Origin of the sequence: Frigoribacterium sp. CFBP 8766, from assembly GCF_014841435.1 — a bacterium.
Taxonomy (GTDB): Bacteria; Actinomycetota; Actinomycetes; order Actinomycetales; family Microbacteriaceae; genus Frigoribacterium.
The window spans coordinates 1,120,517-1,144,846 of the sequence record NZ_JACYTX010000001.1 but is presented as its reverse complement, the minus strand read 5'-3'; the positions used below and the strand labels follow the sequence as shown (position 1 = coordinate 1,144,846).

The 24,330-nt window shown below is 73.4% G+C and carries 19 protein-coding genes; 8 read left to right on the top strand and 11 right to left on the bottom strand.

Translation table 11 applies throughout. The features are described 5' to 3' along the window. Positions 1–13 precede the first annotated feature (13 nt). The 5 genes from IFT90_RS05405 to IFT90_RS05385 all read right to left on the bottom strand — a co-directional run bounded on the left by IFT90_RS05405 (position 14) and on the right by IFT90_RS05385 (position 7,313). A complete protein-coding gene (locus IFT90_RS05405; RefSeq protein ID WP_192041262.1) occupies positions 14–1,420 on the bottom strand; it encodes a hypothetical protein in 1,407 nt (468 codons plus the stop codon). Continuing rightward, positions 1,401–2,330 carry a TIGR03943 family protein gene (locus IFT90_RS05400; protein ID WP_244644741.1) on the bottom strand — a complete coding sequence of 310 codons (930 nt, stop codon included), beginning with the start codon at positions 2,328–2,330 and terminating at the stop codon, positions 1,401–1,403. The genes IFT90_RS05405 and IFT90_RS05400 overlap by 20 nt, the downstream gene beginning before the upstream one ends. After that, a complete protein-coding gene (locus IFT90_RS05395) occupies positions 2,323–3,378 on the bottom strand; it encodes a permease (protein WP_371812118.1) in 1,056 nt (351 codons plus the stop codon). Before IFT90_RS05395 ends, IFT90_RS05400 begins: the two co-directional genes overlap by 8 nt. A 182-nt stretch (positions 3,379–3,560) precedes the next feature. Continuing rightward, positions 3,561–4,379, bottom strand: a complete 819-nt coding sequence (locus tag IFT90_RS05390; RefSeq protein ID WP_192041261.1) for a hypothetical protein — start codon at positions 4,377–4,379, stop codon at positions 3,561–3,563. Positions 4,380–4,397: 18 nt separating this feature from the next. Next, positions 4,398–7,313: an Rne/Rng family ribonuclease gene (locus IFT90_RS05385; protein WP_192041260.1), complete on the bottom strand. Its 2,916-nt coding sequence runs from the start codon at positions 7,311–7,313 to the stop codon at positions 4,398–4,400. 442 nt (positions 7,314–7,755) lie between these two features. Here IFT90_RS05385 and IFT90_RS05380 point away from each other — a divergent pair, with 442 nt between their 5' ends. Further along, the gene (locus IFT90_RS05380) at positions 7,756–8,388 is read left to right on the top strand and encodes a vitamin K epoxide reductase family protein (protein ID WP_371741006.1); all 633 of its coding nucleotides are present in this window, start codon (positions 7,756–7,758) and stop codon (positions 8,386–8,388) included. Positions 8,389–8,458: 70 nt separating this feature from the next. Further along, positions 8,459–9,382, top strand: coding sequence for a thioredoxin domain-containing protein (locus IFT90_RS05375; RefSeq protein ID WP_192041258.1), 924 nt, complete (start codon positions 8,459–8,461; stop codon positions 9,380–9,382). Between the two features lie 87 nt (positions 9,383–9,469). Here IFT90_RS05375 and ndk read toward each other — a convergent pair whose 3' ends face one another. The 4 genes from ndk to ileS form a co-directional block, all read right to left on the bottom strand. Next, entirely contained in the window at positions 9,470–9,886 is a 417-nt protein-coding gene (gene ndk / locus IFT90_RS05370; RefSeq protein WP_123548247.1) for a nucleoside-diphosphate kinase, read from the bottom strand. A 76-nt stretch (positions 9,887–9,962) separates the two neighbouring features. Next, positions 9,963–10,373, bottom strand: coding sequence for a DUF4233 domain-containing protein (locus tag IFT90_RS05365; RefSeq protein WP_192041257.1), 411 nt, complete (start codon positions 10,371–10,373; stop codon positions 9,963–9,965). Then, entirely contained in the window at positions 10,370–11,773 is a 1,404-nt protein-coding gene (locus IFT90_RS05360; RefSeq protein ID WP_192041256.1) for a glutamate ligase domain-containing protein, read from the bottom strand. The genes IFT90_RS05365 and IFT90_RS05360 overlap by 4 nt, the downstream gene beginning before the upstream one ends. Continuing rightward, positions 11,770–15,051, bottom strand: coding sequence for an isoleucine--tRNA ligase (gene ileS / locus IFT90_RS05355; protein ID WP_192041255.1), 3,282 nt, complete (start codon positions 15,049–15,051; stop codon positions 11,770–11,772). The genes IFT90_RS05360 and ileS overlap by 4 nt, the downstream gene beginning before the upstream one ends. A 281-nt stretch (positions 15,052–15,332) precedes the next feature. On the opposite strand from ileS, the gene IFT90_RS05350 reads away from it, so the two are divergent. Continuing rightward, positions 15,333–16,337, top strand: coding sequence for a cation diffusion facilitator family transporter (locus IFT90_RS05350; RefSeq protein WP_192041254.1), 1,005 nt, complete (start codon positions 15,333–15,335; stop codon positions 16,335–16,337). 67 nt (positions 16,338–16,404) lie between these two features. On the opposite strand, the gene IFT90_RS05345 is transcribed toward IFT90_RS05350, so the two are convergent. Further along, entirely contained in the window at positions 16,405–17,658 is a 1,254-nt protein-coding gene (locus IFT90_RS05345; protein WP_192041253.1) for an LPXTG cell wall anchor domain-containing protein, read from the bottom strand. A 266-nt stretch (positions 17,659–17,924) separates the two neighbouring features. Between IFT90_RS05345 and IFT90_RS05340 the strand changes: the two genes are divergently transcribed. After that, a complete protein-coding gene (locus IFT90_RS05340; protein ID WP_123548367.1) occupies positions 17,925–18,425 on the top strand; it encodes a GtrA family protein in 501 nt (166 codons plus the stop codon). Here IFT90_RS05340 and IFT90_RS05335 read toward each other — a convergent pair. Continuing rightward, a complete protein-coding gene (locus IFT90_RS05335) occupies positions 18,422–19,054 on the bottom strand; it encodes a TetR/AcrR family transcriptional regulator (RefSeq protein WP_192041252.1) in 633 nt (210 codons plus the stop codon). The genes IFT90_RS05340 and IFT90_RS05335 overlap by 4 nt on opposite strands. Positions 19,055–19,143: 89 nt before the next feature. Between IFT90_RS05335 and IFT90_RS05330 the strand changes: the two genes are divergently transcribed. From IFT90_RS05330 to IFT90_RS05315, 4 genes are read left to right on the top strand one after another with little or no spacing between them, the layout of a single operon-like run. Continuing rightward, positions 19,144–20,781 (top strand): ABC transporter substrate-binding protein, encoded by a 1,638-nt coding sequence (locus tag IFT90_RS05330; RefSeq protein WP_192041251.1) that lies wholly within the window; start codon positions 19,144–19,146, stop codon positions 20,779–20,781. Then, a complete protein-coding gene (locus IFT90_RS05325; RefSeq protein WP_192041250.1) occupies positions 20,759–21,826 on the top strand; it encodes an ABC transporter permease in 1,068 nt (355 codons plus the stop codon). Before IFT90_RS05330 ends, IFT90_RS05325 begins: the two co-directional genes overlap by 23 nt. A gap of 5 nt (positions 21,827–21,831) precedes the next feature. After that, positions 21,832–22,701, top strand: a complete 870-nt coding sequence (locus IFT90_RS05320) for an ABC transporter permease (protein ID WP_371741012.1) — start codon at positions 21,832–21,834, stop codon at positions 22,699–22,701. Next, positions 22,698–24,329 carry a dipeptide ABC transporter ATP-binding protein gene (locus tag IFT90_RS05315; protein WP_192041248.1) on the top strand — a complete coding sequence of 544 codons (1,632 nt, stop codon included), beginning with the start codon at positions 22,698–22,700 and terminating at the stop codon, positions 24,327–24,329. Before IFT90_RS05320 ends, IFT90_RS05315 begins: the two co-directional genes overlap by 4 nt. The last annotated feature ends 1 nt before the right edge of the window (position 24,330 follow it).

Sequence of the window (24,330 nt, the reverse complement as noted above, 5' to 3'; positions counted from 1 at the left end):
CCGCCCCTCCTGCTCACCAGGCCGCGGCGTGGCCCGTGAAGCTCGCGACGACGGCCCCGGTCTCGACGTCGACGACCGTCGTGGTCGTCCCCTGCGGCACCGGGTCGATCGTGTAGCTGTAGTCGGTGGTGTCGTCCGCCGAGGCGGTCTCGACGGCGAGGTACTGCCCGTTCGGCGAGACCGAGAACCCCTCGATCTGCGACGACTCGCCCGCGGGGCGGAACAGCACCCGCGCCTCCTGCTCGTCGTCGAACACGATCAGGTTCGTGAAGCTCGCCCCGCCGTCGGCCGGCACGGCCACCTGCTGCACGTACTCGGTCGCGGCGACGGCGACGAGGTCGCCCCGGTAGGGCGTTCCGCCCTCGACGGCCGAGAACGGGATCGGCGTCTGATCCCCCGTCGCCAGGTCGACGCGGAACGCCTGGAGCGCCGTGGCCGCCACGATGCCCCGGCCGTCCAGCGAGACGCCCTGCAGGGCGACGAACGTGCCGAGGGGACGAGGAGGCGCGGTGCCGGTCAGGTCGTAGACGGCGACCTGCTCGTCGCCCGTCTGGGCGACGAGGCTCGCCTGGCCCGGGACGACCGCCCAGTCGAGCACCGACACGGGCTGGCCGGAGAGGGACAGGACGGGGGCGACGGCGCGCTGGCCCTGGAGGGGCAGCGTGTAGAGCAGCTCCTGCTCGGAGCCCCGGGGCCGCCAGGAGAACGCCAGCGTGGTCGTGGCGGCGTCCGCGCCCAGCTGCGTGATCAGCCCCGTCCCGTCGGGCAGCGGCAGGGTCTCCGCGGCGACGCCGTCGTCGGAGACGAGGCTCAGGGTCGACTGCTCGCCGTCGTCGGTCACGACCGCGACGGCCGTGTCGAAGGCCTCGAAGGCCTGGATCCGGGGGGCCGACCACACCGCGGTCCGGTCGCCGCCTCCCAGGAGGGAAGCTCGTTCGAGGACGTCGTCGGTTCCCTCGGTGCCGTGGACGACGCGCCAGGTCACGGCCGGGTCGGTGCTGAAGGTCGTGCGGAGCGTCGCGTCGCGAGCCTGGTAGACGCTCGAGACGCCCTGCACCGTCACGGTGTAGTCGGTGCCGTAGCGGAGCCGGTCCGCGAACTCGACCGCGACGACGTCGCCCGACGTCTGCACCCGGAAGTCGGCGGCAGGCGAGATGGTCACCTGCTCGGGGTCGACGTGCGCCACGGGCTGGTTGGCGAACAGGCGCAGCTGCTGGCCCGACCGGTCGACGACGGCCGTCGTGTCGACCTGGACGTCGGTCAGCTTGGGCCCCTGCAGGTGCGTGAGGACGCCGAACACCGTGCAGACGAGCGCGAGCACGACGACGAGCGCGACGAAGCGACGCCGCTGCCGGGCGTGCCGGTCCGCCTCGTCGAGATCGCCGTCGGCCGCCCAGAGGTCAGTAGAGGTAGGGGTCACTCGGCTGGCCGACCTTCTCGAGCTCGTCGGGCACCAGGGCGATCGGGTCGCTCGACGTGCGGCTCGGGTTCGTCTGGAAGCCGCCGGACACGTCGAGCCACTCGTCAGCCGACACCTGGCTGCGCCAGTCGACGAGGTGCACCGGCACGCCCACCGGCTGCGCGTCGACGGCGCAGCAGGTGACGACGAAGCGGGACACGTAGAAGACGTCGGGGTCGTCGCCGGCCGGGACGACGAAGCCGACCACGTCGGCGGTCTTGCCCTCGAAGAACGACAGGTCGCTGGTCTGCCGCAGCAGGCCCGCCCAGTCCAGGACGGAGAACGCCGCGTAGGCGTCGGCGTCCGCGGACGCGGCGTCCTCGACGCTCGTGCCGGTGAGGGAGGCGGTGGACGAGTTGACGTCGCGCTGGCCGGCCGTCGCGCTCGTCAGCGTCGCGGGCGGGAGGACGACGAGCGACACGGCGACGGCGGTGGTGACGAGCGCGCCTCCGGCGACGGCGGCCGTGCGGGCGGCCGCACGGCCACGACGGCGGCGGCGGGGACGCTCGGCCGGGGCACGGAGCTCGTCCGCGTGTGCGTCGGGGTGGTGGCCGTCGTGGCCGTGCCCGTCGTGCGCGTGCCCGTCGGCCTCGTCGCCCGAGCCGTCGCGGGACGACGGCGCGAGGACGAGCACGCCGAGCGACAGCACCATGCCGATCGCGATCATGATCACGGTGAACACCACGTAGCGCGGGTGGATGTAGAGCACGAGCTGCCCCGTCGCCGACAGCCACAGTGTCGAGATGCCGACCACGAGGGTCAGGAGCACGCCCTGCCAGCGGTCGGCGAGGCGCGAGACGGCGTCGAGGCGGAGCGGCGTGCGGGCAGCGCCGGGAGCGCGCGAGGAGTCACGCGGGGAGGAGTCAGGCAAAGTAGTTCACCACCAGTCCGATGGCGGCGCTGGTCAGCGCCACCACGAGGGTCAGCTGCGCGAGGGTGCGCGGTCGGTACGTCGTGCGGAGCAGGGCCAGCATCTTGACGTCGATGATCGGCCCGAAGACGAGGAACGCCGCGATGCCGCCGGGCATGAAGGTCGACGCGAACGGCAGCACGAAGAACGCGTCGACGTTGGAGCAGAGCGAGATCACGAACGCCAGGACCATCATCGCGAGCACCGACCAGACGGGGTTGCTGCCCAGGGTGACGAGCACCGAGCGCGGCACCGCGGTCTGGATGCCGCCGGCCACGGCGGCGCCGATGAACAGCGCCGGCATCATGGTCGACATCTCGCGACGGAACAGCTCGACGCTCTCGCGCAGCTTCGAGGCGCCGCTGTGGCCGTGCTCCTGCGGCAGCGCGCACTCGGCCGCGAACGACCGGGTGAGCAGGCTCTCGGGGTCGGGGTGGCGGCTGTAGAGCCAGCCGATCAGGTTCGCGATGAGGAACCCGCCGGCCAGCCGGGCGACGAGGATGCCGTCGCTCCAGCCGAACGCCTGGTGCGTCGTGATGATCGTGATCGGGTTGAGGATCGGGGCGGCCAGCAGGAACGTCATCGACTCGGAGACGGTGAAGCCCTTGAGCACCAGCCCCCGCGCCAGGGGCACGTTGCCGCACTCGCAGACCGGCAGGAACATGCCGAGGAACGAGATGACGGCGCGGCGCAGCAGCGGCTGCCGGGGCAGCCACGAGGTGAAGAACGCCTGGGGCAGCCAGACCTGCACGATGATCGACAGGACGATGCCCAGCAGCACGAACGGCACCGACTCGACGATCACGCTGATGGTGAGGGTGACGAAGTCCTGGAGCGTGTCGGGCAGCAGCTGCGAGCCGAGCGCCGGGCTGGCGACGCGCAGCACGAGCAGCACCACCGCGATGCCGATCCCGACCGCGAGCAGCGGTCCGCGCCTCGACCGGCGGACGGGGGCGTGCTCGTGGGCAGCTCGGCGGAGGGCGTCGCGTTCGCGGAGGGGCGCGCTCACCGGTCGTCCCCGTCGTCGGCGGCCCGGCGGAGGGCGTCGCGTTCGCGGAGGGAGGCGCTCACCGGTCGTCCCCGTCGTCGGCGGCCCGGCGGAGGACGTCGCGTTCGCGGAGGGAGGCGCTCACCGGTCGTCCCCGTCGTCGGCGGCCCGGCGGAGGACGTCGCGTTCGCGGAGGGAGGCGCTCACCGGTCGTCCCCGTCGGCGGCGGCGGGGGGCGCGAAGCGCGACCAGTCGTCGGCGGCGGAGGCGCTCCGGGGAGGCGTGGGCCGGGTCGCGGGGGCAGGCTCGCGTGCCGTGTCGTGGACGCGTCCCCGGGGGCCGGCCGGCGCCTCCTCGACGGGGGCAGGGTCGGGCTCGACCTGGTCGGCGGCGGCCACCTCGTCGCCGCCGGACTCGACGTCGACCGCGTCGCCCGGGTCGCCCGGGAGCGTCGCCGTACGGGACGCGTGCCACGCGAGCACCACGCCGACGAGCAGCAGCGCCGTGTCGACGACGCCGGCGGCGAAGGGGATGGTCGTGAGGTAGAGCGCGAGGTTGACCCAGGTGCCCCCGCTCAGCGACGCCGCCACCCCGGGCACGATGCCGACGAGCGCCAGGGCGACGGTGCCCGCGGCACCGGCGACGAGACCGTGGCGCAGCGCCCGGGGCAGCGACAGGCCGGGGTCGACCGGGCGCACCAGGAGCAGCACGACGAACGCGACGAGGTAGAACGGGAACGGGTAGAGCACGAAGCTGCCGAGGAACTGGCCGACGGGCGTCGCCGTGAAGTCGCTCGGCCAGGGCGTCACCGAGTAGCCGAGCGCCGAGCCGACGAGCGCCGCGAGGCCCAGGGCGAACCGTGCGACGAGCACGACTCCGAGGGCGGTCGCGGCGGAGAGGAGGCGGCTCCGGCCCTGGTCGGACCGCAGGCCCCGGACCTCGGAGGCCGCCCGGCGCACGAACACCGCAGCCCGACGGGACGACCTGTCGGTCGCCGCGTCGGGCTGCGGTGTCGAAGTCACTCCGTCACCCTAGACGAGTCACAGTTCGTCGGAGCTGACCCCCACGCCGAGGATGAACGGTCCGCCCTCGGCCTGCTCGGACGGGTCCGACGACGCGGCTGCCGTCGTCGTGCCCGAGCTCGAGGCCCGGCGCGAACGGCCGCGGCCCTGTCCGGGCTGCTTGGGCTCGGGCAGCGCGCCGAGCACGCTGTCGAGGATCTGCTCGGCGTCGTGCGTGCTCATCTTGCGGGGCTCGCGACGGGTCGCGGCCACCGGGATGTCGAGGATCGCGACGGACGCCTCGGGGGTGACCGTGGCCGTCGACGCGGCACGGCGGCTGCCGCGCTTCGCCGGGGCCGCGGGCTCGGCGGCCGGCTGCTGTGCCGCCGCGGGGGCGCCGTCGGCAGCCGGGGCTTCGACGACGGGTGCTGACGTCGGCTCCTCGGCGACCGGGGCCGTCTCGCGGACCGGCTGGTCGTCGGCCTGCGCGTCGCGCTGTCCGCCGCCCTGCTGCTCGCCCTGCTCGGCGTCGCGCGACCGCGAGCCACGACGGCCCTTGCGGCCGCCACGGCTGCGACGCGGCTCGTCGGACGAGTCGTCCTGGGCCTCGTCGGGTCGCGTGGACGACACCGAGGCCGCGGCGGCGTCGATGGCGGCCTCGACCGCGGCGGCCGCCGTGGCGGCGCTGTCGCTGTCGGCCGGCCGGTCGCCGTCCTCGGCGTGCGCGATGGTCGACGCCGCGATGCGCGAGAGCGCGTTCTTCACGTCGTCGGTGATGGCGTGCGTGCCGGTCGTCGGGTGTGCCGACGAGCCCGCCTGGCCGCCCTGGCCGGCCGAGCCGCGACCCTGGCCGCCGGAGGCGCCGGCCGTGCCGCCCTGCTTGCCTGCCTGGGCCCCGCCACGGCGGCGCTGCTCCTGGCCCTTGCGGGGCTGCTGCTCCTGCACGCGTGCGGCGCTGCCTGCCTCGGCGAACGACTCGGCCAGGCCGAGGCCGAGCTTCTTGCGCGTCATCTGCACGAGGCCGAGCGAGGTGACCTCCGCGACCTGGTGCTTGGTCCGGTCGCGGCTGAGGCACTCGACCAGTCGGCGGAGCACGAGGTCGCGGTTCGACTCGAGCACCATGTCGATGAAGTCGACGACGATGATGCCGCCGATGTCGCGGAGGCGCAGCTGGCGGACGATCTCCTCCGCTGCCTCGAGGTTGTTCTTCGTGACCGTCTCCTCGAGGTTGCCCCCGGAGCCGACGAACTTGCCCGTGTTGACGTCGACGACCGTCATGGCCTCGGTGCGGTCGATGACCAGCGAGCCGCCGGAGGGCAGCCAGACCTTGCGGTCGAGCGCCTTCTCGATCTGCTCGTTGAGGCGGTGCTCGTCGAACGCGTCGCGGTCGCCCTCGTAGCGCTTCACGCGGTCGAGCAGGTCGGGCGCGACCGCCGACAGGTACGACTGCAGGGTGTCGTAGGCGTCGTCGCCGTCGATGACGAGCTCGTGGAAGTCCTCGTTGAAGACGTCGCGGACGATCTTGATCAGCAGGTCGGGCTCCGAGTGCAGCTGCGCGGGGGCGTTGCCGGCCTCGACCTTGCTGCTGATGTCGGCCCACTGGTTCGTGAGGCGCGTGATGTCGAGGGTGAGCTGCTCCTCCGTGGTGCCCTCGGCCGCGGTGCGGACGATGACTCCCGCGTTCTCGGGCAGCGCCTCCTTCAGGATCTTCTTGAGGCGCGCGCGCTCGGTGTCGGGCAGCTTGCGGCTGATGCCGTTCATCGAGCCGTTGGGCACGTAGACGAGGTAGCGGCCGGGCAGCGAGATCTGGCTGGTGAGACGGGCGCCCTTGTGGCCCACCGGGTCCTTCGTGACCTGGACGAGCACGCGGTCGCCGGGCTTGAGCGCGAGCTCGATGCGGCGGGGCTGGTTGCCGTTCGACAGCGAGTCCCAGTCGACCTCGCCCGAGTAGAGCACGGCGTTGCGGCCGCGTCCGATGTCGACGAACGCCGCCTCCATGCTCGGGAGCACGTTCTGGACGCGACCGAGGTAGACGTTGCCGATCAGCGAGACGTTCTGCGCCTTGGCGACGTAGTGCTCGGCGAGGGTGCCGTCCTCCATGACGCCGATCTCGATGCGGTCGCCCGAGGAGCGGACGATCATCTTGCGGTCGACGCTCTCGCGGCGGGCCAGGAACTCGGCCTCGGTGATGACGGTGCGGCGGCGGCCGGCGTCACGGCCGTCGCGGCGACGCTGCTTCTTGGCCTCGAGACGGGTCGAGCCCTTGATGCGCTGCGGCTCGGTGATGAGCTCGACCTGGCGCTGCGGGCGCTCGCGACGGTCGACGCGGTCGCCGCCCTGGCGCTGCTCGGAGTCGCGCTCTTCCCTGTCCTGCGAGCGGCCGCGCTGGCGGCGGCGGGAGGTGCCGCGCTGCGGCTCGTCGCGGTCGTCGTCGTCGCGGTCGTCGTCACGCTGGTCACGGTCGTCGTCGTCGCGGTCGTCACGGTCGTCGCGGTCGTCCCACTCGTCGTCGTGGCGACGACGCCCCGGCCGGGCCGGCAGGGGGAGGATCTCGGGCGCGTGGAAGATCAGGCTCGTCGTGGTGAGCTGGGCCGGGATGGGCCCCGACTCGGCCTCGGCGGCGTCGCTCGCGTCGTCGGCCGGAGCCTCGGCGCGCGGCGGCGCGACGGCGGCGATGTCGGCCTGGACGGCCTCGGTGTCGACCACGGCCTCGGGCTGCGCGGCGCGGGCGGTGTCGATGCTGGTGCTGCTGGTCGCGGCCTCGGCCCCGACCTCCTTCTCGGTGGTCACGGGGGAAGCCTCCTGGGCGTCGTCGTTCCGGTCGTGGGGGGCGGTGCCGAGCGCGCGGCGCGCGGTCGTCGCCGGTGCGGGCACCTGGCGCGACAGGAGCCCGGCGAACAGGCCCCTCTTCTTCTTCGGCTGGCCGTCTCTGTCGTTGTCGTTCTTGTCCACCACTGCTGGTGTGCTCCTCGACCCGCCGTCGGCATCGCCGTCGCCGGGTGGTCTCGTGTCGTGGCCGGGAGGCGCCGTGCACCTGCCTGCGGCCACCGCGCCCTCTCACGGCGCGCATCGTCAGCGACGTCGCGTTCGGTCAGCCGGAGCCGGCGCCCGTCTCTGCGGGCGTCTCCCCGGATGTCGTTCGTCGACGTCAGGTTCTTCGTTGCTCTGTCCGGAACTGGCTGTCCGGCGGTGGGCGACTGCGCCCTGGCCCGGATCTAGCTGCCACCTGACGGTGCCCGCCCGCGAGGACGGCCACTCGTGGAGGCCGACCTGCCGACGGCCCCGCGGTGCAGCACGGCCCGGAAAGTCTTGATCCCGGGACTCACGCCCCGCGACTGGCTCGATTATCGCACGCCTCACCCGGGACCACGATCGGGACGGTGAGATGATCGTCGTCGTGACCGAGCAGAGAGCGCCTCAGCGCACCCACCCGTCGACGGGTCGACCCGTCGTCGTCCCCGCCGTCCTCCTGGTGATCGTCGGGCTCGTGGGGCTGCTCGGGTCGTTCGCGCTGACCGTCGACAAGTTCCGGCTGCTCGAGGACCCGACGGCCTCGCTCGGCTGCGACGTCAACCCGTTCGTCGGCTGCTCGCCCGTCATCAACAGCTGGCAGGCCTCGCTGTTCGGCTTCCCCAACCCGATCCTCGGCCTCGTCGGGTTCGCGGCCCCCGTCGCCGTGGGCGTCGGGCTGCTCGCCGGCGCACGGTTCGCCCGGTGGTTCTGGGTCGCCTTCACGGCGGGCGTGTTCCTGGCCTGGGTGTTCGTCACGTGGCTGTTCACCCAGACGGTGTTCGTCATCGGGGCCCTCTGCCCGTGGTGCATGCTCGTCTGGTCGGTGACCATCCCGCTCTTCTGGATCCTGCTGGTCTGGGGCCTCGCGCGCGGCGTGACCGTCCCGCACGGGCGGCTCCAGCGGGCCGCCGCGGCGTTCCTGCCGTTCTCCTGGATCCTGCCCGTGCTCAACTACGTCGTCGTCGCCACGGTGATCGTCGTGCAGTTCCCGCTCCTCCTGCCCACCCTGCTCCGCTGAGCCGCTCAGCCTCCCCATGGGGAGGTGCGAGAGGGTCGACGAGGCCACCGACACCGACGAGCGAGGAACCATGACGCCACCAGCCGGACCAGGAGAGACCAAGCGCGAGCGACGGGAGTCCGCCCGCGAGAAGGCGCGCGTCACGCGTGAGGCGGAGGCCAAGCGCCGACGCCGCAACAAGTGGGCCCTGCAGGGCGGCCTCGTCGTGGGCGTGCTCGCGATCCTCGCCGTCGTGGCCCTGGTGATCACGCGATCGCTCGCGCCCGCGGGCCCCGGCCCCCTGAACATGGCCAGCGACGGCATCGTGCTCTCGGGCGACGGCACGACCGTCTCCGCCGTCACGACGGACGCCACGCCCGCCGACGGCTCCCCCACGCCGTCCGCGGCCGGCACGGCCGAGAAGCCGAGCATCGTCGTCTACCTCGACTACATGTGCCCCTACTGCGGCCAGTTCGACACCACGAACGCCGAGCAGCTCGAGACCTGGGTCACCCAGGGCGTGGCCGACCTCGAGATCCACCCCCTCGGGTTCCTCGACAACGCGAGCCTCGGGTCGAACTACTCGACCCGGTCGGCGAACGCCCTCGCCTGCGTCGCGAACTACCAGCCCGACACGGCGCTCGACGTCAACACCGCCCTGTTCGCGCAGCAGCCGGCCGAGAACACGACCGGCCTGACGAACGACGAGCTGGTGACGCTGGTCCAGGGCGCCGGTGCCGACGACCCTGCCGTCGCCTCCTGCATCACCGACGGCGAGTTCACCGACTGGGTCGCGTCCGCGACCGAGCGCGCGCTGAACGACCCGCTGCCGAACTCCGACCTCGCGGCGGTGTCCGCGACGCCGACCGTGCTGGTCAACGGCCAGCAGTACCAGGGCTCGCCCACCGACGCCGCCGCGTTCGCGCAGTTCGTGGCCGAGGTCGCCGGTGGCCAGCCGACCGGCGACACGAGCACGGGCGAGCTGCCCGGGTCGACGGCCACGCCGTCCCCCTGACCGACGCCCGGTCGTGAACGACGAAGGAGGGGCGGTACCGGTCCCTGGGACCGGTACCGCCCCTCCTTCATCAGGGGTTCAGGAAGATCAGAACCAGAGGGCGAGCTCGCGCGCGGCGCTCTCGGGGCTGTCGCTGCCGTGCACGAGGTTCTGCTGCACGGCGAGGCCCCAGTCGCGGCCGAGGTCGCCGCGGATCGTGCCGGGGGCGGCGGTCGTCGGGTCGGTCGTGCCGGCCAGCGAGCGGAAGCCCGGGATGACGCCGTTGCCCGCGACGCGGATCGCGACGGTGGGGCCGCTCTGCATGAACTCGACGAGCGGCTCGTAGAACGGCTTGCCGACGTGCTCCTCGTAGTGCTGGGCGAGCAGGTCGCGGTCGGCCTGGACGAGGCGCAGGTCGACGAGCGAGTAGCCCTTCGCCTCGATGCGGCGGAGGATCTCGCCGGTGAGGCCGCGGGCGACGCCGTCGGGCTTGACGAGGACGAGGGTCTCTTGGAGGTCGGTCACTGGTGCTCCTTCGTGTGGGGCGGGTGGTGGTTCGGGTGGCTGGAGGGCTCGTGGCCGGTCGCGACGGCGCGGGCGGTCAGGGCTGCGGGCCGAAACGCGCCGCGTTCATGCGGTCGAGCTGGGTGCCCTTGACGAGGCAGTAGGTCCAGATGGCGACGAAGAGGGCCGCGACGACGTACATGACCGGGTCGAGGAGCCCGCAGGCGACGAGCCCGAGCTGAACGACCCAGCCGAGCGCGATCCCCCACCGCCAGCGCAGGGTGCGCGACACGAGGAGGACCAGGACGATGGCGCCGAGGCCGCCGCCGAACGCCACGCCCGGGGGGACCAGGTCGCGGCCGTTCACGACGAGCATGACGAAGAACAACGACATGGCCTCGAGCACGAGCACGATCGACAGCAGGCTCTCGGCCGCGCCGCGCCGACGCGCCCGACGCGTCGGGCGCGCGGGGCCGGTGGGGTCCGCAGGAGGGGGCGCCTCGGTCACGAGAGCCCGCCCTCGGCCTGCGAGAGCGCGAGCACGTCGCCGACCAGGGTGATCGACCCCGTCACCACGACGCCGCCGGGCTCGTCGCCCTCGGCCTCGTCCGCGAGGTCACGGGCCGTGCGGAGCGCCGCCACGAGGTCGGTCTCGACCACCACGCGTGCGGCTCCGACGACGCCGACCGCCACGGCCGCGAGCTCGTCGGCGTCCACGGAGCGGTCGGAGCCGCTCTGCGTGACGACGAACTGGTCGACCGTGCCCGAGAGCGCGCGGACGATGCCCGCCGCGTCCTTGTCGGCGAGGACCGAGAGAACCGCGACGACGCGTCCGAACTGGAAGTAGTCGTCGATCGCCTTGGCGAGCGCTCGCGCGCCGTGCGGGTTGTGGGCCGCGTCGACGAGGATGGTCGGCTCGTTGGCCACGATCTGCAGCCGCCCGGGCGACGTCGCCGCGGCGAGCCCCTCGGCGAGCACGTCGTGGTCGAGCGCCTGGCTGCCGCTGCCGAGGAACGACTCGACCGCGGCCACGGCGACGGCCGCGTTCTGGGCCTGGTGGTCGCCGAAGAGCGGCAGGAGCAGGTCCTCGTAGCGGCCGGCGACGCCGCGGATCGTGACGACCTGGCCGCCCACCGCCACCGTCGTGGACTCGACGCCGAAGGCGACGCCCTCGACGGCCAGCGACGACTCGGTGAGCTCGGCCGCGCGCTGCAGCTCGGCCAGCGCCTCCGGCAGCTGGGCCGCGCTGACGACTGACGCTGCCGGCTTCACGATGCCGGCCTTGGTCCGGGCGATGGCCTCGACGGTCGACCCCAGCCGGGCCTGGTGGTCGAGCGCGATCGGCGTGAAGACGGCGACCTGGCCGTCGGCGACGTTCGTGCTGTCCCACTCGCCGCCCATGCCGACCTCGAGCACGACGACGTCGGCCGGGGCGTCGGCGAAGCACGCGAAGGCGAGCGCGGTGAGCGCCTCGAAGAACGTGAGGGTCGGCTCGCCCGCCGCCTCGAGCTCGGTGTCGACCATCGTCAGGTAGGGCTGGATGTCGTCCCAGTTGGCGACGAGGCGCTCGTCGCTGATCGGCTCGCCGTCGACGACGATGCGCTCGTTGAGGCGCACCAGGTGGGGGCTCGTCATGAGCCCGGTCCGCAGCCCGTGGGCCCGGAGGACGCTCTCGATCATGCGGCTCGTCGACGTCTTGCCGTTGGTGCCCGTGATGTGGATCACGGGGTAGGCGCGCTGCGGGTCGCCGAGCAGCTCGACGGCGCGGCGCGTGGCCGACAGGCGCGGCTCGGGGGCGGACTCCCCCACGCGGGCCAGCAGCTCGTCGTGCACCCGGGTCGCCTCGGCGGCGAACTCGCCGTCGCCCTGGCCCGCGCCGTCGTCCTTCTCGTTCTTCTTCGGGCTCACGCTCGTCGCACCTCCACCGTCACGGCCGAGCCGGAGCCGACCGCGACCTTCCCGTCGCGTCCCGCGACGTCGTCCTGCACGTCGACGACCAGCTCGGTCGTCAGGGTCTCGGCCTGCACCATGTCGCGGTGCGTCCCGAGCGCCGCGGCCGCGGCCGCGTCGGTCGCCACGGTCGTCACGACCCGGTCGGACACGTCGAGGCCCGCGGCCTTGCGTGCCTGCTGCACGGCCCGGACGACGTCGCGGGCCAGGCCCTCGGCCTCGAGCTCGGGCGTCGTGGCCGTGTCGAGCAGCACGAAGCCGCCGTCGCCGACGAAGGCGATCGCCGCCGACGGGTCGTCGACCGCCAGCTCGAGGGTGAACTCGCCCGGCAGCAGCTCGACGCCGCCGACGACGACGTTCTCGCCGACGGGGGCCCAGTCGCCCTTCTTCGCGGCCGGGATGACCTGCTGCACCTGCTTGCCGATGCGGGGCCCTGCCGCACGGGCGTTGACGGTCAGCTTGCGGGTGACGCCCCACTCGCCGAGGCTCTCCTCCGTCAGGGGCGTGAACGCCACCTCCTTGACGTTCAGCTCGTCGCGGAGGATCGAGCCGAACGGCTCGAGGCCGGCCGGGTCGGGCGCGACGACGGTGAGGCGGGCCAGCGGCAGGCGCACGCGCAGGCCGGTCGCCTTGCGGAGCGCCAGGCCCGACGACGCGATCGCCCGGACGGCGTCCATCGAGGCGACGAGGGCGTCGTCCTCGGGGAACGAGGAGGCGTCGGGCCAGTCGGTGAGGTGCACGCTGCGACCGCCGGTGAGGCCCTTCCAGATCTCCTCGGTCACGAGGGGCGCCAGGGGCGCGGCCACGCGCGTGACCGTCTCGAGGACGGTGAAGAGCGTGTCGAAGGCGTCGCGGTCGTCGCCGGCCCAGAAGCGGTCGCGCGACCGGCGCACGTACCAGTTGGTGAGCACGTCGGCGAAGTCGCGCAGGGCGGCCGCCGCGAGCGGCGAGTCGAGCGCGTCGAGGTGCCGCTCGACGTCGGTGACGAGGAGGCGCGTCTTGGCCAGCAGGTACCGGTCGAGCACGTCGGTCGAGTCGGTGCGCCAGGTCGCGACCAGGCCGTCCGCGACGTGCCGGCCCTCGCCTCCCGAGCTGCCGCCGTCGGCGGCGTTCGCGTACAGGGTGAAGAAGTAGTAGGTGCTCCAGAGCGGCAGCAGGAACTGCCGGACGCCCTCGCGGATGCCCTCCTCGGTCACGACGAGGTTGCCGCCGCGGATGACCGAGCTGGACATCAGGAACCAGCGCATCGCGTCGGCGCCGTCCCGGTCGAAGACCTCGGACACGTCGGGGTAGTTGCGGAGGCTCTTGGACATCTTCTGGCCGTCCGAGCCCAGCACGATGCCGTGGCTGATCACGTTCGAGAACGCGGGCCGGTCGAAGAGCGCCGTCGAGAGCGCGTGCATGACGTAGAACCAGCCGCGCGTCTGCCCGATGTACTCGACGATGAAGTCGGCGGGGGCGTGCGACTCGAACCACTCCTGGTTCTCGAACGGGTAGTGCACCTGCGCGAACGGCATCGAGCCCGAGTCGAACCAGACGTCGAAGACGTCCTCGATGCGGCGCATCGTGCTCTGCCCCGAGGGGTCGTCGGGGTTCGGCCGGGTCAGGTCGTCGATGTACGGACGGTGCAGGTCGGGCTCGCCCTGCTCGTTCGTCGGCAGGCGGCCGAAGTCGGCCTCGAGGTCGGCCAGCGAGCCGTAGACGTCGGTGCGCGGGAAGGCCGGGTCGTCGCTGCGCCAGACGGGGATCGGCGAGCCCCAGTAGCGGTTGCGCGAGATCGACCAGTCGCGGGCGCCCGCGACCCACTTGCCGAACTGGCCGTCCTTGACGTTCTCGGGCACCCAGGTGATCTCCTGGTTGAGGTCGCCCATCCGGTCGCGCACGTCGGTGACGCGGACGAACCAGCTCGAGACGGCCTTGTAGATCAGCGGGTTGCGGCAGCGCCAGCAGTGCGGGTAGCTGTGCTCGTAGCTCGCGAGCCGCACGAGGCGGCCGTCGGCGCGGAGGCGCTGCACGAGCACCTTGTTGGCGTCGAACACCTGCAGCCCGGCGACGCCGAGCTCGTCGAACATCGGCAGGAAGCGGCCGGCCTCGTCGACCGACACGATGACGGGGATGCCCGCGGCGGCGCAGACCAGCTGGTCGTCCTCGCCGTAGGCGGGCGCCTGGTGCACGATGCCGGTGCCCTCGCCGGTCGCGACGTAGTCGGCGACGAGCAGGCGCCAGGCGTTCTCGGTGCCCCACGCCTCCGTGTCGGCGTAGACGTCCCAGATGCGGTCGTACTCGACGCCCTCGAGCTCGGCCCCGGCGAAGGTCGCCGTGACGGCGGCCTGGGCCGCCTCGGGCGAGTCGTAGCCCAGGTCCTTCGCGTAGGCCGCGAGGGTGTCGGCGGCGAGCAGGAACACGCTGCCCGTGAGCAGCTGCTGGTCGCCCGTGCGCTCGCCGGGCAGCAGGGCGTGCGGCACCGTCACGTACGTGATCTCGGGCCCCACGGCGAGCGCCATGTTGGTCGGCAGCGTCCACGGGGTCGTCGTCCAGGCGAGCGCCTCGACGCCGGTCAGGCCGAGAGACTCGGCCTTGGCCCCGACGAGGGGGAACGCGACGGTGACCGTCTGGTCCTGGCGCATCTTGTACACGTCGTCGTCCATGCGGAGCTCGTGGTTCGACAGCGGCGTCTGGTCGTGCCAGCAGTACGGCAGCACCCGGAAGCCCTCGTAGGCGAGCTGCTTGTCCCACAGCTGTTTGAAGGCCCAGAGGACGCTCTCCATGTAGCTGACGTCGAGGGTCTTGTAGTCGTCGTCGAAGTCGACCCAGCGGGCCTGGCGGGTGACGTAGCCCTGCCACTCGTCGGTGTACTGCAGCACCGAGCTGCGCGCCGCGGCGTTGAACGCGCCGATGCCCATGTCGTCGATCTGGTGCTTCTCGGTGATGCCGAGCTGGCGCATGGCCTCGAGCTCGGCGGGCAGGCCGTGGGTGTCCCAGCCGAACCGGCGGTGCACCTGCTTGCCGCGCATGGTCTGGTACCGCGGGAACACGTCCTTGGCGTAGCCGGTGAGGAGGTGGCCGTAGTGCGGCAGGCCGTTCGCGAAGGGCGGTCCGTCGTAGAAGACCCACTCGTCGCTGCCCTCGCGGGCGCGGATCGACTCCTGGAAGGTGTCGTCGCGACGCCAGAAGGCGAGCACGCCCTGCTCGACGTCGGGGAACCGGGGCGATGCGGGTACCGGCTTGTAGGCCATGGGGGCTCCAGGTGCTGCGGATGTCCGTCCACGAGGACGCCTGCCGAGGGTTCTCGGTCGGCGCGGTACCACCTCGCTTGCCGCCCCTGGCGGGACGACCTCTCTGCTGCGGCTGTGACGGGCCTGCCCCGCTCGGGTCTAGTGACGCCTCCTGCCCCGGTGTCGGGACGATCGACGGGTTCTGCCGAGTGCTCCCCGGTGATGGCCGGATCAGTGCTCGTCCATCATACGAGCCGTGGAGGCGGGACGCGATCAGGTGCAGGCAGTGCAGAATCAGCAGCATGACACCAGAGCCCTCCGCGGCGCCGCCCGCGGCGACCGAGCCGCCCACCGAGCCCGGTGCCGGGTCCGCGCTGAAGCCCGAGAGCACGACGACGGTGATCGTGGCGTTCCTCGCGAACCTGCTGATCTCCGTGGCGAAGACCGTCGCGGCGTTCCTCACCGGCTCCGCGTCGATGGTGGCCGAGTCGGCGCACTCGTGGGCCGACACGGGCAACGAGATCTTCCTCTTCATCGCCGACAAGCGCGGCGTCAAGCAGCGGGACGACGACCACCCCCTCGGCTACGGCAAGGAGACCTACGTCTGGTCGATGTTCGCGGCGTTCGGGCTGTTCACCGTCGGCGCCGTGGTGTCGATCCAGCACGGCATCTCGCAGCTCGGCGCGGCCGAGGAGGCCGAGGACTACCTGGTGAACTACGTCGTGCTCGGGGTGGCCTTCCTGCTCGAGGGCACGTCGTTCCTCCAGGCCTTCCGCCAGGCCCGCGGCAGCGCCCGGGCCGGGCAGGTGCCCACCCTGCGTTTCGTGCTGCGCAGCTCGAACTCCACGCTGCGCGCCGTGTTCGCCGAGGACGCCGCCGCCCTGGTCGGCCTGCTCATCGCGTTCCTCGGCATCTTCCTGCACCAGGTGACCGGCTCGGCCGTCTTCGACGCGGTCGGCTCGATCCTCGTCGGCGTGCTGCTCGGGGTCGTCGCCCTGGTGCTGGTCGACCGCAACCGCCGGTTCCTCGTCGGTGAGAGCCCGAGCGACGAGCTCGAGACGACGGTGCTCGAGCGCCTCCTCGCCCGGCCCGAGATCGCCCGCGTGACCTACCTGCACACGGAGTTCGTCGGCCCGAGCCGCCTGTACCTGGTCGCCGCCGTCGACATGACGGGCGACGACACCGAGGAGCACGTCGCCGTCGCCCTCCGCCGCGTGGAGCGCGAGCTCGAGGAGCACGACGTCGTCGAGGAGGCGGTGCTCACCCTCTCGACACCGGACGAGCCGAGCCTGCAGCCGCGTCGCTGACCTCTGCTCCGCCACACGGGAGGGCCCGCCTCCGAGCAGGAGACGGGCCCTCCGTGGTGTCCGTGCGTCAGGCGCGACGCGCTCGACGCCGGGCCACGCCGACTCCGCCGAGGCCCGCGAGCATCAGCCCGAGGCCGAGCGCTCCCGCCCACGGGGTCGCCTCGTCCGTGCCCGTGTGGGCCAGCGAGGACGTCGTCCGCGGGACCACGGCGACCGGGCGGACGGCACTCGGGGCGACGACGGGCGCCAGCACGACGGGCGCCGGTGCCGAGGGCGCCAGCACGACGGGCGCCGGTGCCGGCCCGACCCGCACGTCGATGCTCGCGAACGCCGACGGCAGCGTCGTGGCGAATCCGTCCTCGTCGTAGGACTGCTGGGCGATGGAGACGCGTGCGAGACCCACCGGGAGCCACACCGGGGTCGACCAGGTGCCGTCCGCCCCGACGGAGACGGGGTCGTGTCCGTAGCCCCAGCCCCTCTCGGGGTCGAGCATCAGGAGCTCGATGTCCAGGAGCTCTCCCGGCGTCCCCGTCCCCGAGACCACGAACCTCCGCGTGTCGGTGTCCCCGAAGGGCACGACGTCCCCGTCCACCTGCGATCCGTCGACGGGCGACGTGATGACGGGAGCGTCGGAGGCCAGCTGCCCGAGCACGAGGACCTCGCGCACGATCGAGCCGAGCGGGCTCCCGTCGGCCGCGGACGCCGTGACCGTCACCTGGTAGTCGACCATGAACGGAGCGGGGTCGATGGCGATCGCCTCGCGGAAGGTCGTCCCCGTGACCGCAGCCCGGAGCGACGTCCCGTTGCTCACGACGATGCTGACGCTGCTGCCCTCCGGGACGGTCCCGGTGACGACGACGCCGCCGCGGAACGCGAGCTCGCCCTGCGCAGTCGGGGACGTGACCTCGAAGCCGGGCGCGGCGGCTGCCTCGTCGGCTGCCGCCTCGTCTTCGACGACCGGTACCTCCGCGGGCGTCAGGACGCCCCCGTCGGCGACCGGTGCCTCGGCGACAGGCGCCTCGACGACCGGAGGCGCGACCTCGCCGTCGGGTACCTCCCCGGCGTCCGGCGCCTCCACGGCGGTCCCTGCGTCGCCCGCCTCCGGGGACGGCTCGGCGGGCGTCGCGTGCCCGACGTCCGACGCGGCGTCCGGCTCCGCGGCGACGCTGGGCGCGTCGACCGCGACGGCGGCGGCCGCCCCGTCGACCTGCTCGACGGGCGCCGCCTCGGCATGTGCCGCGGGCGTCGTCATCAGGAGTCCCCCCAGGGCGATGACGATGGCAGTCGGCAGCGCCACGGCGGCCGACACAGTGTTCTTCATGATCTTCTCTCTCGTGTGAGTCGAGGTGGCCGCCGTGCCCTCGACCCACCCCCGAGCACGGCGCTCCCGGCCTCGTGAGGCCGTCCTCCGCTCACAGTAGGGGCACGTGACGAGCGATCCTCACGCCGTGACCGGACCGTTGCCGTAAGTCATCCTCCCGACCGACCCGCCTCATCTCCCCGGCCGACCGGACCACTCGCCTGCGCGGAGGGGACAACGCCCGGCGCCTTCTTAGGGAGCCCCTGTAGCGTCGATCCGTGCGCACGATGATCCGGCTGGCCAAGGCCCACCCCTCCGCCCTCCGCTTCCTCGTGGTCGGCGGCATCGGCTTCGTCATCACCATGGTGATCAACTACGGGCTCAAGCTCTTCGTCATCCCCCAGCACCCCGTGACCGCGCTGTCGCTCGGCATCATCGTCGCGACCGTCGTGTCGTACTGGATGAACAAGAAGTGGTCGTTCGACGACCGCGGCGACCGCCACACCGGCCAGGAGATGCTGCTCTTCGTCGTCGTCAGCGTCATCGGGGTCGCGATCAACTCGGCGCCCTTGTACCTGTCGCGCTACGGTCTCGGCTTCGAGGTGCCCCAGGTCTCGCGCACGACCCAGGAGATCGCGGACTTCGTCAGCGGCCCCGTCATCGGCACGATGCTCGCGATGGTCTTCCGCTACTGGGCGATGAACAAGTGGGTGTTCCCGAAGCGCGCCCAGCTCGACGACGTGCTGTCCCCCGTCTCGCCCTCGACCGCCTCCACCCCCACGGCCTAGCCGTCGGCGAGGCGGTCGGCGCGCGCGAGGCCGTCGGCCACGGGCGCCAGGGCCGCCGCCACCTCCTCGTCGAGTGGTCGTCGACGCACGCCGGCCCGCGCCCACCTGACGACGGCGGTGGCCGCCGCCGCCAGCAGCGCCGACGCCGCCACCTCGGCCCCGACGTCCCCGCGCGGCACGTCGGCGGTCTCGCAGAGGAACGACGCCACCGTCGCGCGGATCCGCACGAGGCGCACCGCCGCCGACGACACGAGGTCGTCGCCGAGGCCCATCGCGTCCGACTGGGTGAGGGCCCACGGCACACGGTCGGAGGGGTGCGCGGCCGCCAGCTGCATCAGCGCCGACTCGACCCTCCGCACGGGCGACGTGCCCGAGGAGGCGCGGAGGGCGTCCCCGAGGCCCGCCGCGGTCGCGTCCAGGTCGAGCCAGAACGTGTCCGCCTTCGACTCGAAGTAGTTGAAGAACGTGCCGCGGCTCACCCCTGCCCGCTGCGCGATCTGGTCCACCGTCGTGCGGGACCAGCCCTGCTCGAGGAACAGCTCGGCCGCGGCGTCGGCGAGGACGTCGGCCGACGACCGTCGCGGCCGTCCCGAGGGCCGGGCGATGCGGGACGTCGTCTCGTCTGACATGGGGTCAATCATGCCGCTAGACTCGTCCACGGCTTTGTTGTACCCAGTTCAACAAGCCACCCCACCTCGCCCCACACCTCCGGAGCCCCATGCGCACGCGCTCACTGCCCCTGCTCGCCCTCGCCTCGGCCGGCGCCCTGCTGCTCGCGGGCTGTGCCCCCGGCGGCGACTCGTCCGACGACGGGACCCCGCGGGCCGGCGGCACCCTGACCTACGCCACGGGCGACGCCGAGCCCACCTGCCTCGACCCCCACGTCGGCGGCAACTACCCTCAGGCCCTCGTCTCGACGCAGTACCTCGAGTCGCTCGTGTCGAAGGACTCGGAAGGCGAGATCGTGCCGTGGCTCGCCGACTCGTGGGAGGAGTCGGACGACGGCCTCAGCTGGACCTTCACCCTGCGCGACGGCGTCTCGTTCACCGACGGCACGCCGTTCGACGCCGCAGCCGTCGCCGCGAACGTCGCGCACCTGCAAGATCCGGAGACGCTCTCGTCGACCGGCTACCTCGCCCTGCAGAAGGTCACCGGCGTCGAGGCCGTCGACGCCCGGACCGCCCGCTTCGACCTGAGCGAGCCCGACAGCGCGCTGCTCGAGTCGCTGACCCAGCCGTGGCTCGCCATGGAGTCGCCGGAGGCGCTCGAGCGCTCCCAGGAGGCGAACTGCGAGTCGCCGGTCGGCACGGGCCCCTTCGTGGTCGAGTCCTGGACCAAGCAGGACCGCGTGGTGCTGAGCCGCAACGACGACTACTCGTCGCCGCCCGCCGACGCCTCCCACGACGGCCCCGCCCACCTCGACGAGGTCGTCTGGCGCTTCATCCCGGACTCCGCCGCCCGCTACGCGGCCCTCCAGGCCGGCCAGGTCGACGTGATCGACAACGTCCAGCCCGACACCCTCGTCGCGGCCGAGAAGGACGACTCGCTCGACGAGATCGACGCGCCCCGCCCCGGCGCCGCGAACCGGATCGAGCTGAACTCGGGCAAGGCGCCCTTCGACGACGAGCGCGTGCGACAGGCCTTCATCACCGGGGTCGACGTGAACGACGGCATCGACTCGCTCTTCTTCGGCACGGCGGAGCGCTCGTACTCGCCCCTCTCGAGCGTCGAGCCGCTCGCGTACTCGGACGAGTCGCTGTTCGACGTCGACCCCGACGCCGCAGGCGACCTGCTCGACGAGGCCGGCTGGACGGAGCGCGACTCCGACGGCTACCGCACCAAGGGCGGCGAGCGCCTCTCCCTCGAGTTCCCCGTGAGCACGAACCAGTCGATCCCCGCCGAGCAGTCGCTCTTCGAGCAGATCCAGGCCGGCGCGAAGCAGCTGGGAATCGAGGTCGTGCTGTCTCCCCTCGACCTGTCGAGCTGGTACGGCGCCCTCGCCGAGAACGACTACGACCTGGTCAGCGCTCCGTACACGAAGGTCGGACCCGACGTGCTGCGCATCCTCTACGACACGGCCGGCATCACGCCCGCGCCGAGCGGCTACTTCGCCAACCTGGCGCAGCTGAGCGACCCTGCCCTCGACCAGCTGCTGACCGACGCCGTGCAGACGAGCGACCCCGACGAGCGGGCCGACCTCTACCAGCAGGCTCAGCAGATCGTCCTCGAGAGCTACACGGTGCTGCCGCTCTACGACCAGCAGAACCACTACCTCGTGCGCTCGTCGGTGACCGGCGTCCGCGCCCTGCCGCCGGTCTCGGCCGTCACCCTGTATGACGCTTCCCGTACCGACTGAGCCGGGGCGCGACGCCGCGGCGGGCCGCGCCTCCTCGACCGCTCCCCCCACCACCGACGACGCGTCCTCCCCGTCGCCCACGAGGCCGGAGCGCAGGAGGCGCGGGCGCGCGGCAGCGGCGGCCCGGTGGCTCGCCGGTCGGGTCGTCGGCGGCGTGGTCGTGCTCTGGGCGGTAGCGACCATGGTCTTCTTCGCGATCCGGCTGGTGCCCGGCGACCCCGCCGAGGCGATCCTCGGGGGTCCGGGGTCGCAGGCGTCGGCCGAGGCGCTGGCGCTGGTGCGCGAGCAGTACGGGCTGGACGACCCCCTCCTCCTGCAGTACCTGGCCCAGCTCGGCCGTCTCGCGACCGGCGACCTCGGTACCTCGTACTCGCTCCGCACGGACGTCGGCGCGCTGCTGCTCGACCAGCTGCCCGGCACGGTCGTGCTGGCGGCGTGCGCGCTCGCCGTCGCCTGGCTGATCGCGCTGGGGACCGCCTGGTGGGCCACCCTGGGCGGTCGGGTCGCCGCCGCCGTCTCGTCCGGCCTCGAGGTGGTGGCGGCCGCGGTGCCGCACTTCTGGCTCGGCAGCGTGCTCGTGCTGGTGCTCAGCACCCAGCTCGGCCTGCTGCCCCCGGTGAGCACGGGCACCCCGATCGGCCTCGTGCTGCCGGTGGTGACGCTGGCCGTGCCGGTCGCCGGGTTCCTCGGCCAGGTGACGCGCGACTCCCTGCTCGACGCGGCGTCGTCGCCGTTCGCCCTCTCCGCCCGCGCCCGGGGCGAGTCGACCTCCGGGCTCTTCGGGCGGCACCTGCTGCGGCACGCCGCCCTGCCCGGCCTGGCCCTCTCCGGCTGGGCCTTCGGCTCCCTGCTGAGCGGGGCGGTCGTCGTCGAGTCGGTCTTCGCCCGGCCCGGCCTCGGCCGCACCCTGCTCGGGGCCGTGACGCTGCGGGACATCCCGCTCGTCACCGGCGTGGCCCTCGTCTCCGCGCTCTCGTACGTCGTCGTCGTGGCCCTCGGCGACCTGGCCGAGCGGCTCGTCGACCCTCGGGTGCGGGCGTCGTGAGCGTCGTGTCGAGCACGCGGCCGGCGCGTGACCCGCGCCGCACCCGGTCGCCTCGCACGCGCCTCCGCGTCCCCGAGGTCGTCGCCGCCGTCGCCCTCGCGCTCGTCGTCGTGGCGGCGGTCGCCCCGGGGCTGCTCGCCCCCGCCGATCCCCTGGCCGTCTCGCCGACGGACGCGTTCACGGCCCCCTCGCTCGCGCACCCCCTCGGCACGGACGAGTCCGGCCGCGGCATCTGGACCCGCATCGTCCACGGAGCCGGCGCGAGCCTCGCGATCGGCGCCGCGGCGACGGTGATCGGCACGGGCCTCGGCGTCCTCCTCGGCGTGGCCGCGGGCTTCGGGGGCGGGCGCCTGCCGGGGCGCGTCGCCGACGTGGCGGTGTCGCGCCTCCTCGAGGTCATGTTCGCGCTGCCGGGCCTCCTGCTCGCGCTCGTCGTCATCGCCTTCACGGGGCCGGGCGCCCTCCCCGCGACCGTCGCCGTCGGCCTCGCCACGGCGCCGGGCTACGCGCGCATCGTGCGGAGCCAGGTCGTCCGCGTCCGACGCTCGGCGATGGTCGAGGCCGCCGTCGTGCTGGGCCGTCGCCCCGCGACCGTGCTCTGGCGACACGTGCTGCCGAACGCCCTCGCGCCCGTCGTCGTGCTCGCGACGCTGGGCCTCGGCCAGGCCGTCGTCTGGGCCTCGTCGCTCAGCTACCTCGGCCTCGGTGCGCCGCCGCCCGCCCCGGAGTGGGGCGCCATGCTCTCGGCGGGCCGCCTGTACGTCACGAGCGCGTGGTGGATGACGGTGTTCCCCGGGCTCGCCGTGGTGCTGACCGCCGCCTCGGCGACGGTGCTCGGCCGGGGGCTCGCGCGCCGGGGCGGAGGAGCCTCGTGACCGCCTCCGCTCCCCTCCTCGTCGTCGACGACCTCCGCGTCTCGTTCGGCTCCGGCCCGGTCGTCGACGGGGTCTCGTTCACGCTCGCGGCCGGCGAGTGCGTCGCGATCGTGGGCGAGTCGGGGTCAGGCAAGAGCGTGACGGCGCGGGCGTTGCTCGGGCTCACGGGCGGGACGGTCGCCTGCCGCCGGCTGACGCTCGGCGAGACCGACCTCGTCGACCTGGGCGAGCGCGCCTGGCGTCGCGTGCGCGGCGCCCGGGTGGGCCTGGTGCTGCAGGACGCGCTCGTGTCGCTCGACCCGCTCCGCCCGATCGGCCGGGAGATCGACGACGCGCTCCGGCTGCACACCCGCCTGACGCCCCGACAGCGGCGGGAGCGGGCCCTGGAGGCGCTGGTCGAGGTGGGCATGCCCGATCCGGAGGCGCGGCTCGGCTCCCGCTCGGGCGAGCTGTCGGGCGGGCTGCGCCAGCGGGCGCTGATCGCGGCCGCCCTCGCCGTCCGGCCCGAGCTGGTCGTGGCGGACGAGCCGACCACCGCGCTCGACGCCGAGGTGCAGCGGGTCGTCGTCGACCGGCTGCGCGCGCTGCGCGACGGGGGGACGGCCGTGCTGATGATCAGCCACGACCTCGGCGTCGTGCGCCGTCTCGCCGACCGGGTCGTCGTGATGCGGGCGGGCGAGGTCGTCGAGACCGGGCCGACCGCCGAGGTGCTCGACGCACCCCAGCACGAGTACACGCGCATGCTCGTCGCGGCCCTGCCTGCCGGGGCGCCCCGCGGCGCGCGGCTGTCCGTGCCGGCTACCGCGAGCGCCGGCACGCCGCCGGACGGGGAGGCGGCGGCGGCACGGGCGGACGACGCCCCCGTCGTGCTCTCCGCGAGCGGCCTCCGCCGCGTCTTCCCGGCGCGCGGCGCCGTGCCCGACCGGGTCGCCGTCGACGACGTCTCCCTCGAGCTGTGCGCGGGCGAGACGCTCGGCCTGGTGGGCGCCTCCGGGAGCGGGAAGACGACGACCGCGCGCCTCCTGCTCGGGCTGGACGCCCCCGACGCCGGCACGGTCGAGCTGCTGGGCGAGCCGTGGGCGCCCCTGCACGAGCGGGACCGCCGTGCCCGACGTCCGCTGCTGGGCGCGATCTACCAGGACCCGGCGAGCTCGTTCGACCCCCGGCTGCCGGTGGGCAGGCTCCTCGCCGACGCGCTGACGGGCGGCGACCGCACGCGCGTCGGCAGCGATGCCCTGCGTCGCGACGTGCTGGCGCTGCTCGACCGGGTCGGGCTCGCGGCCGACCTGGCCGACCGGGGCACCGCCTCCTTGTCGGGAGGTCAGCGGCAGCGCGTGGCGATCGCCCGCGCCCTGGCCGCGCGCCCGACGGTCATCGTCTGCGACGAGCCGGTGTCGGCCCTCGACGTCTCGGTGCAGGCGCAGGTGCTCGACCTGCTCGACGACCTGCAGCGCGAGGAGGGCCTGGCCTACCTGCTCATCTCGCACGACCTCGACGTCGTCGGCCACATGGCCGACCGCGTCGCGGTGATGCAGCACGGGCGGGTCGTCGAGCAGGGCCGGACGGCCGAGGTGTTCGCGGCCCCCCGGCACGAGCACACGCGCGCCCTGCTCGCGGGGCGCCCCTAGC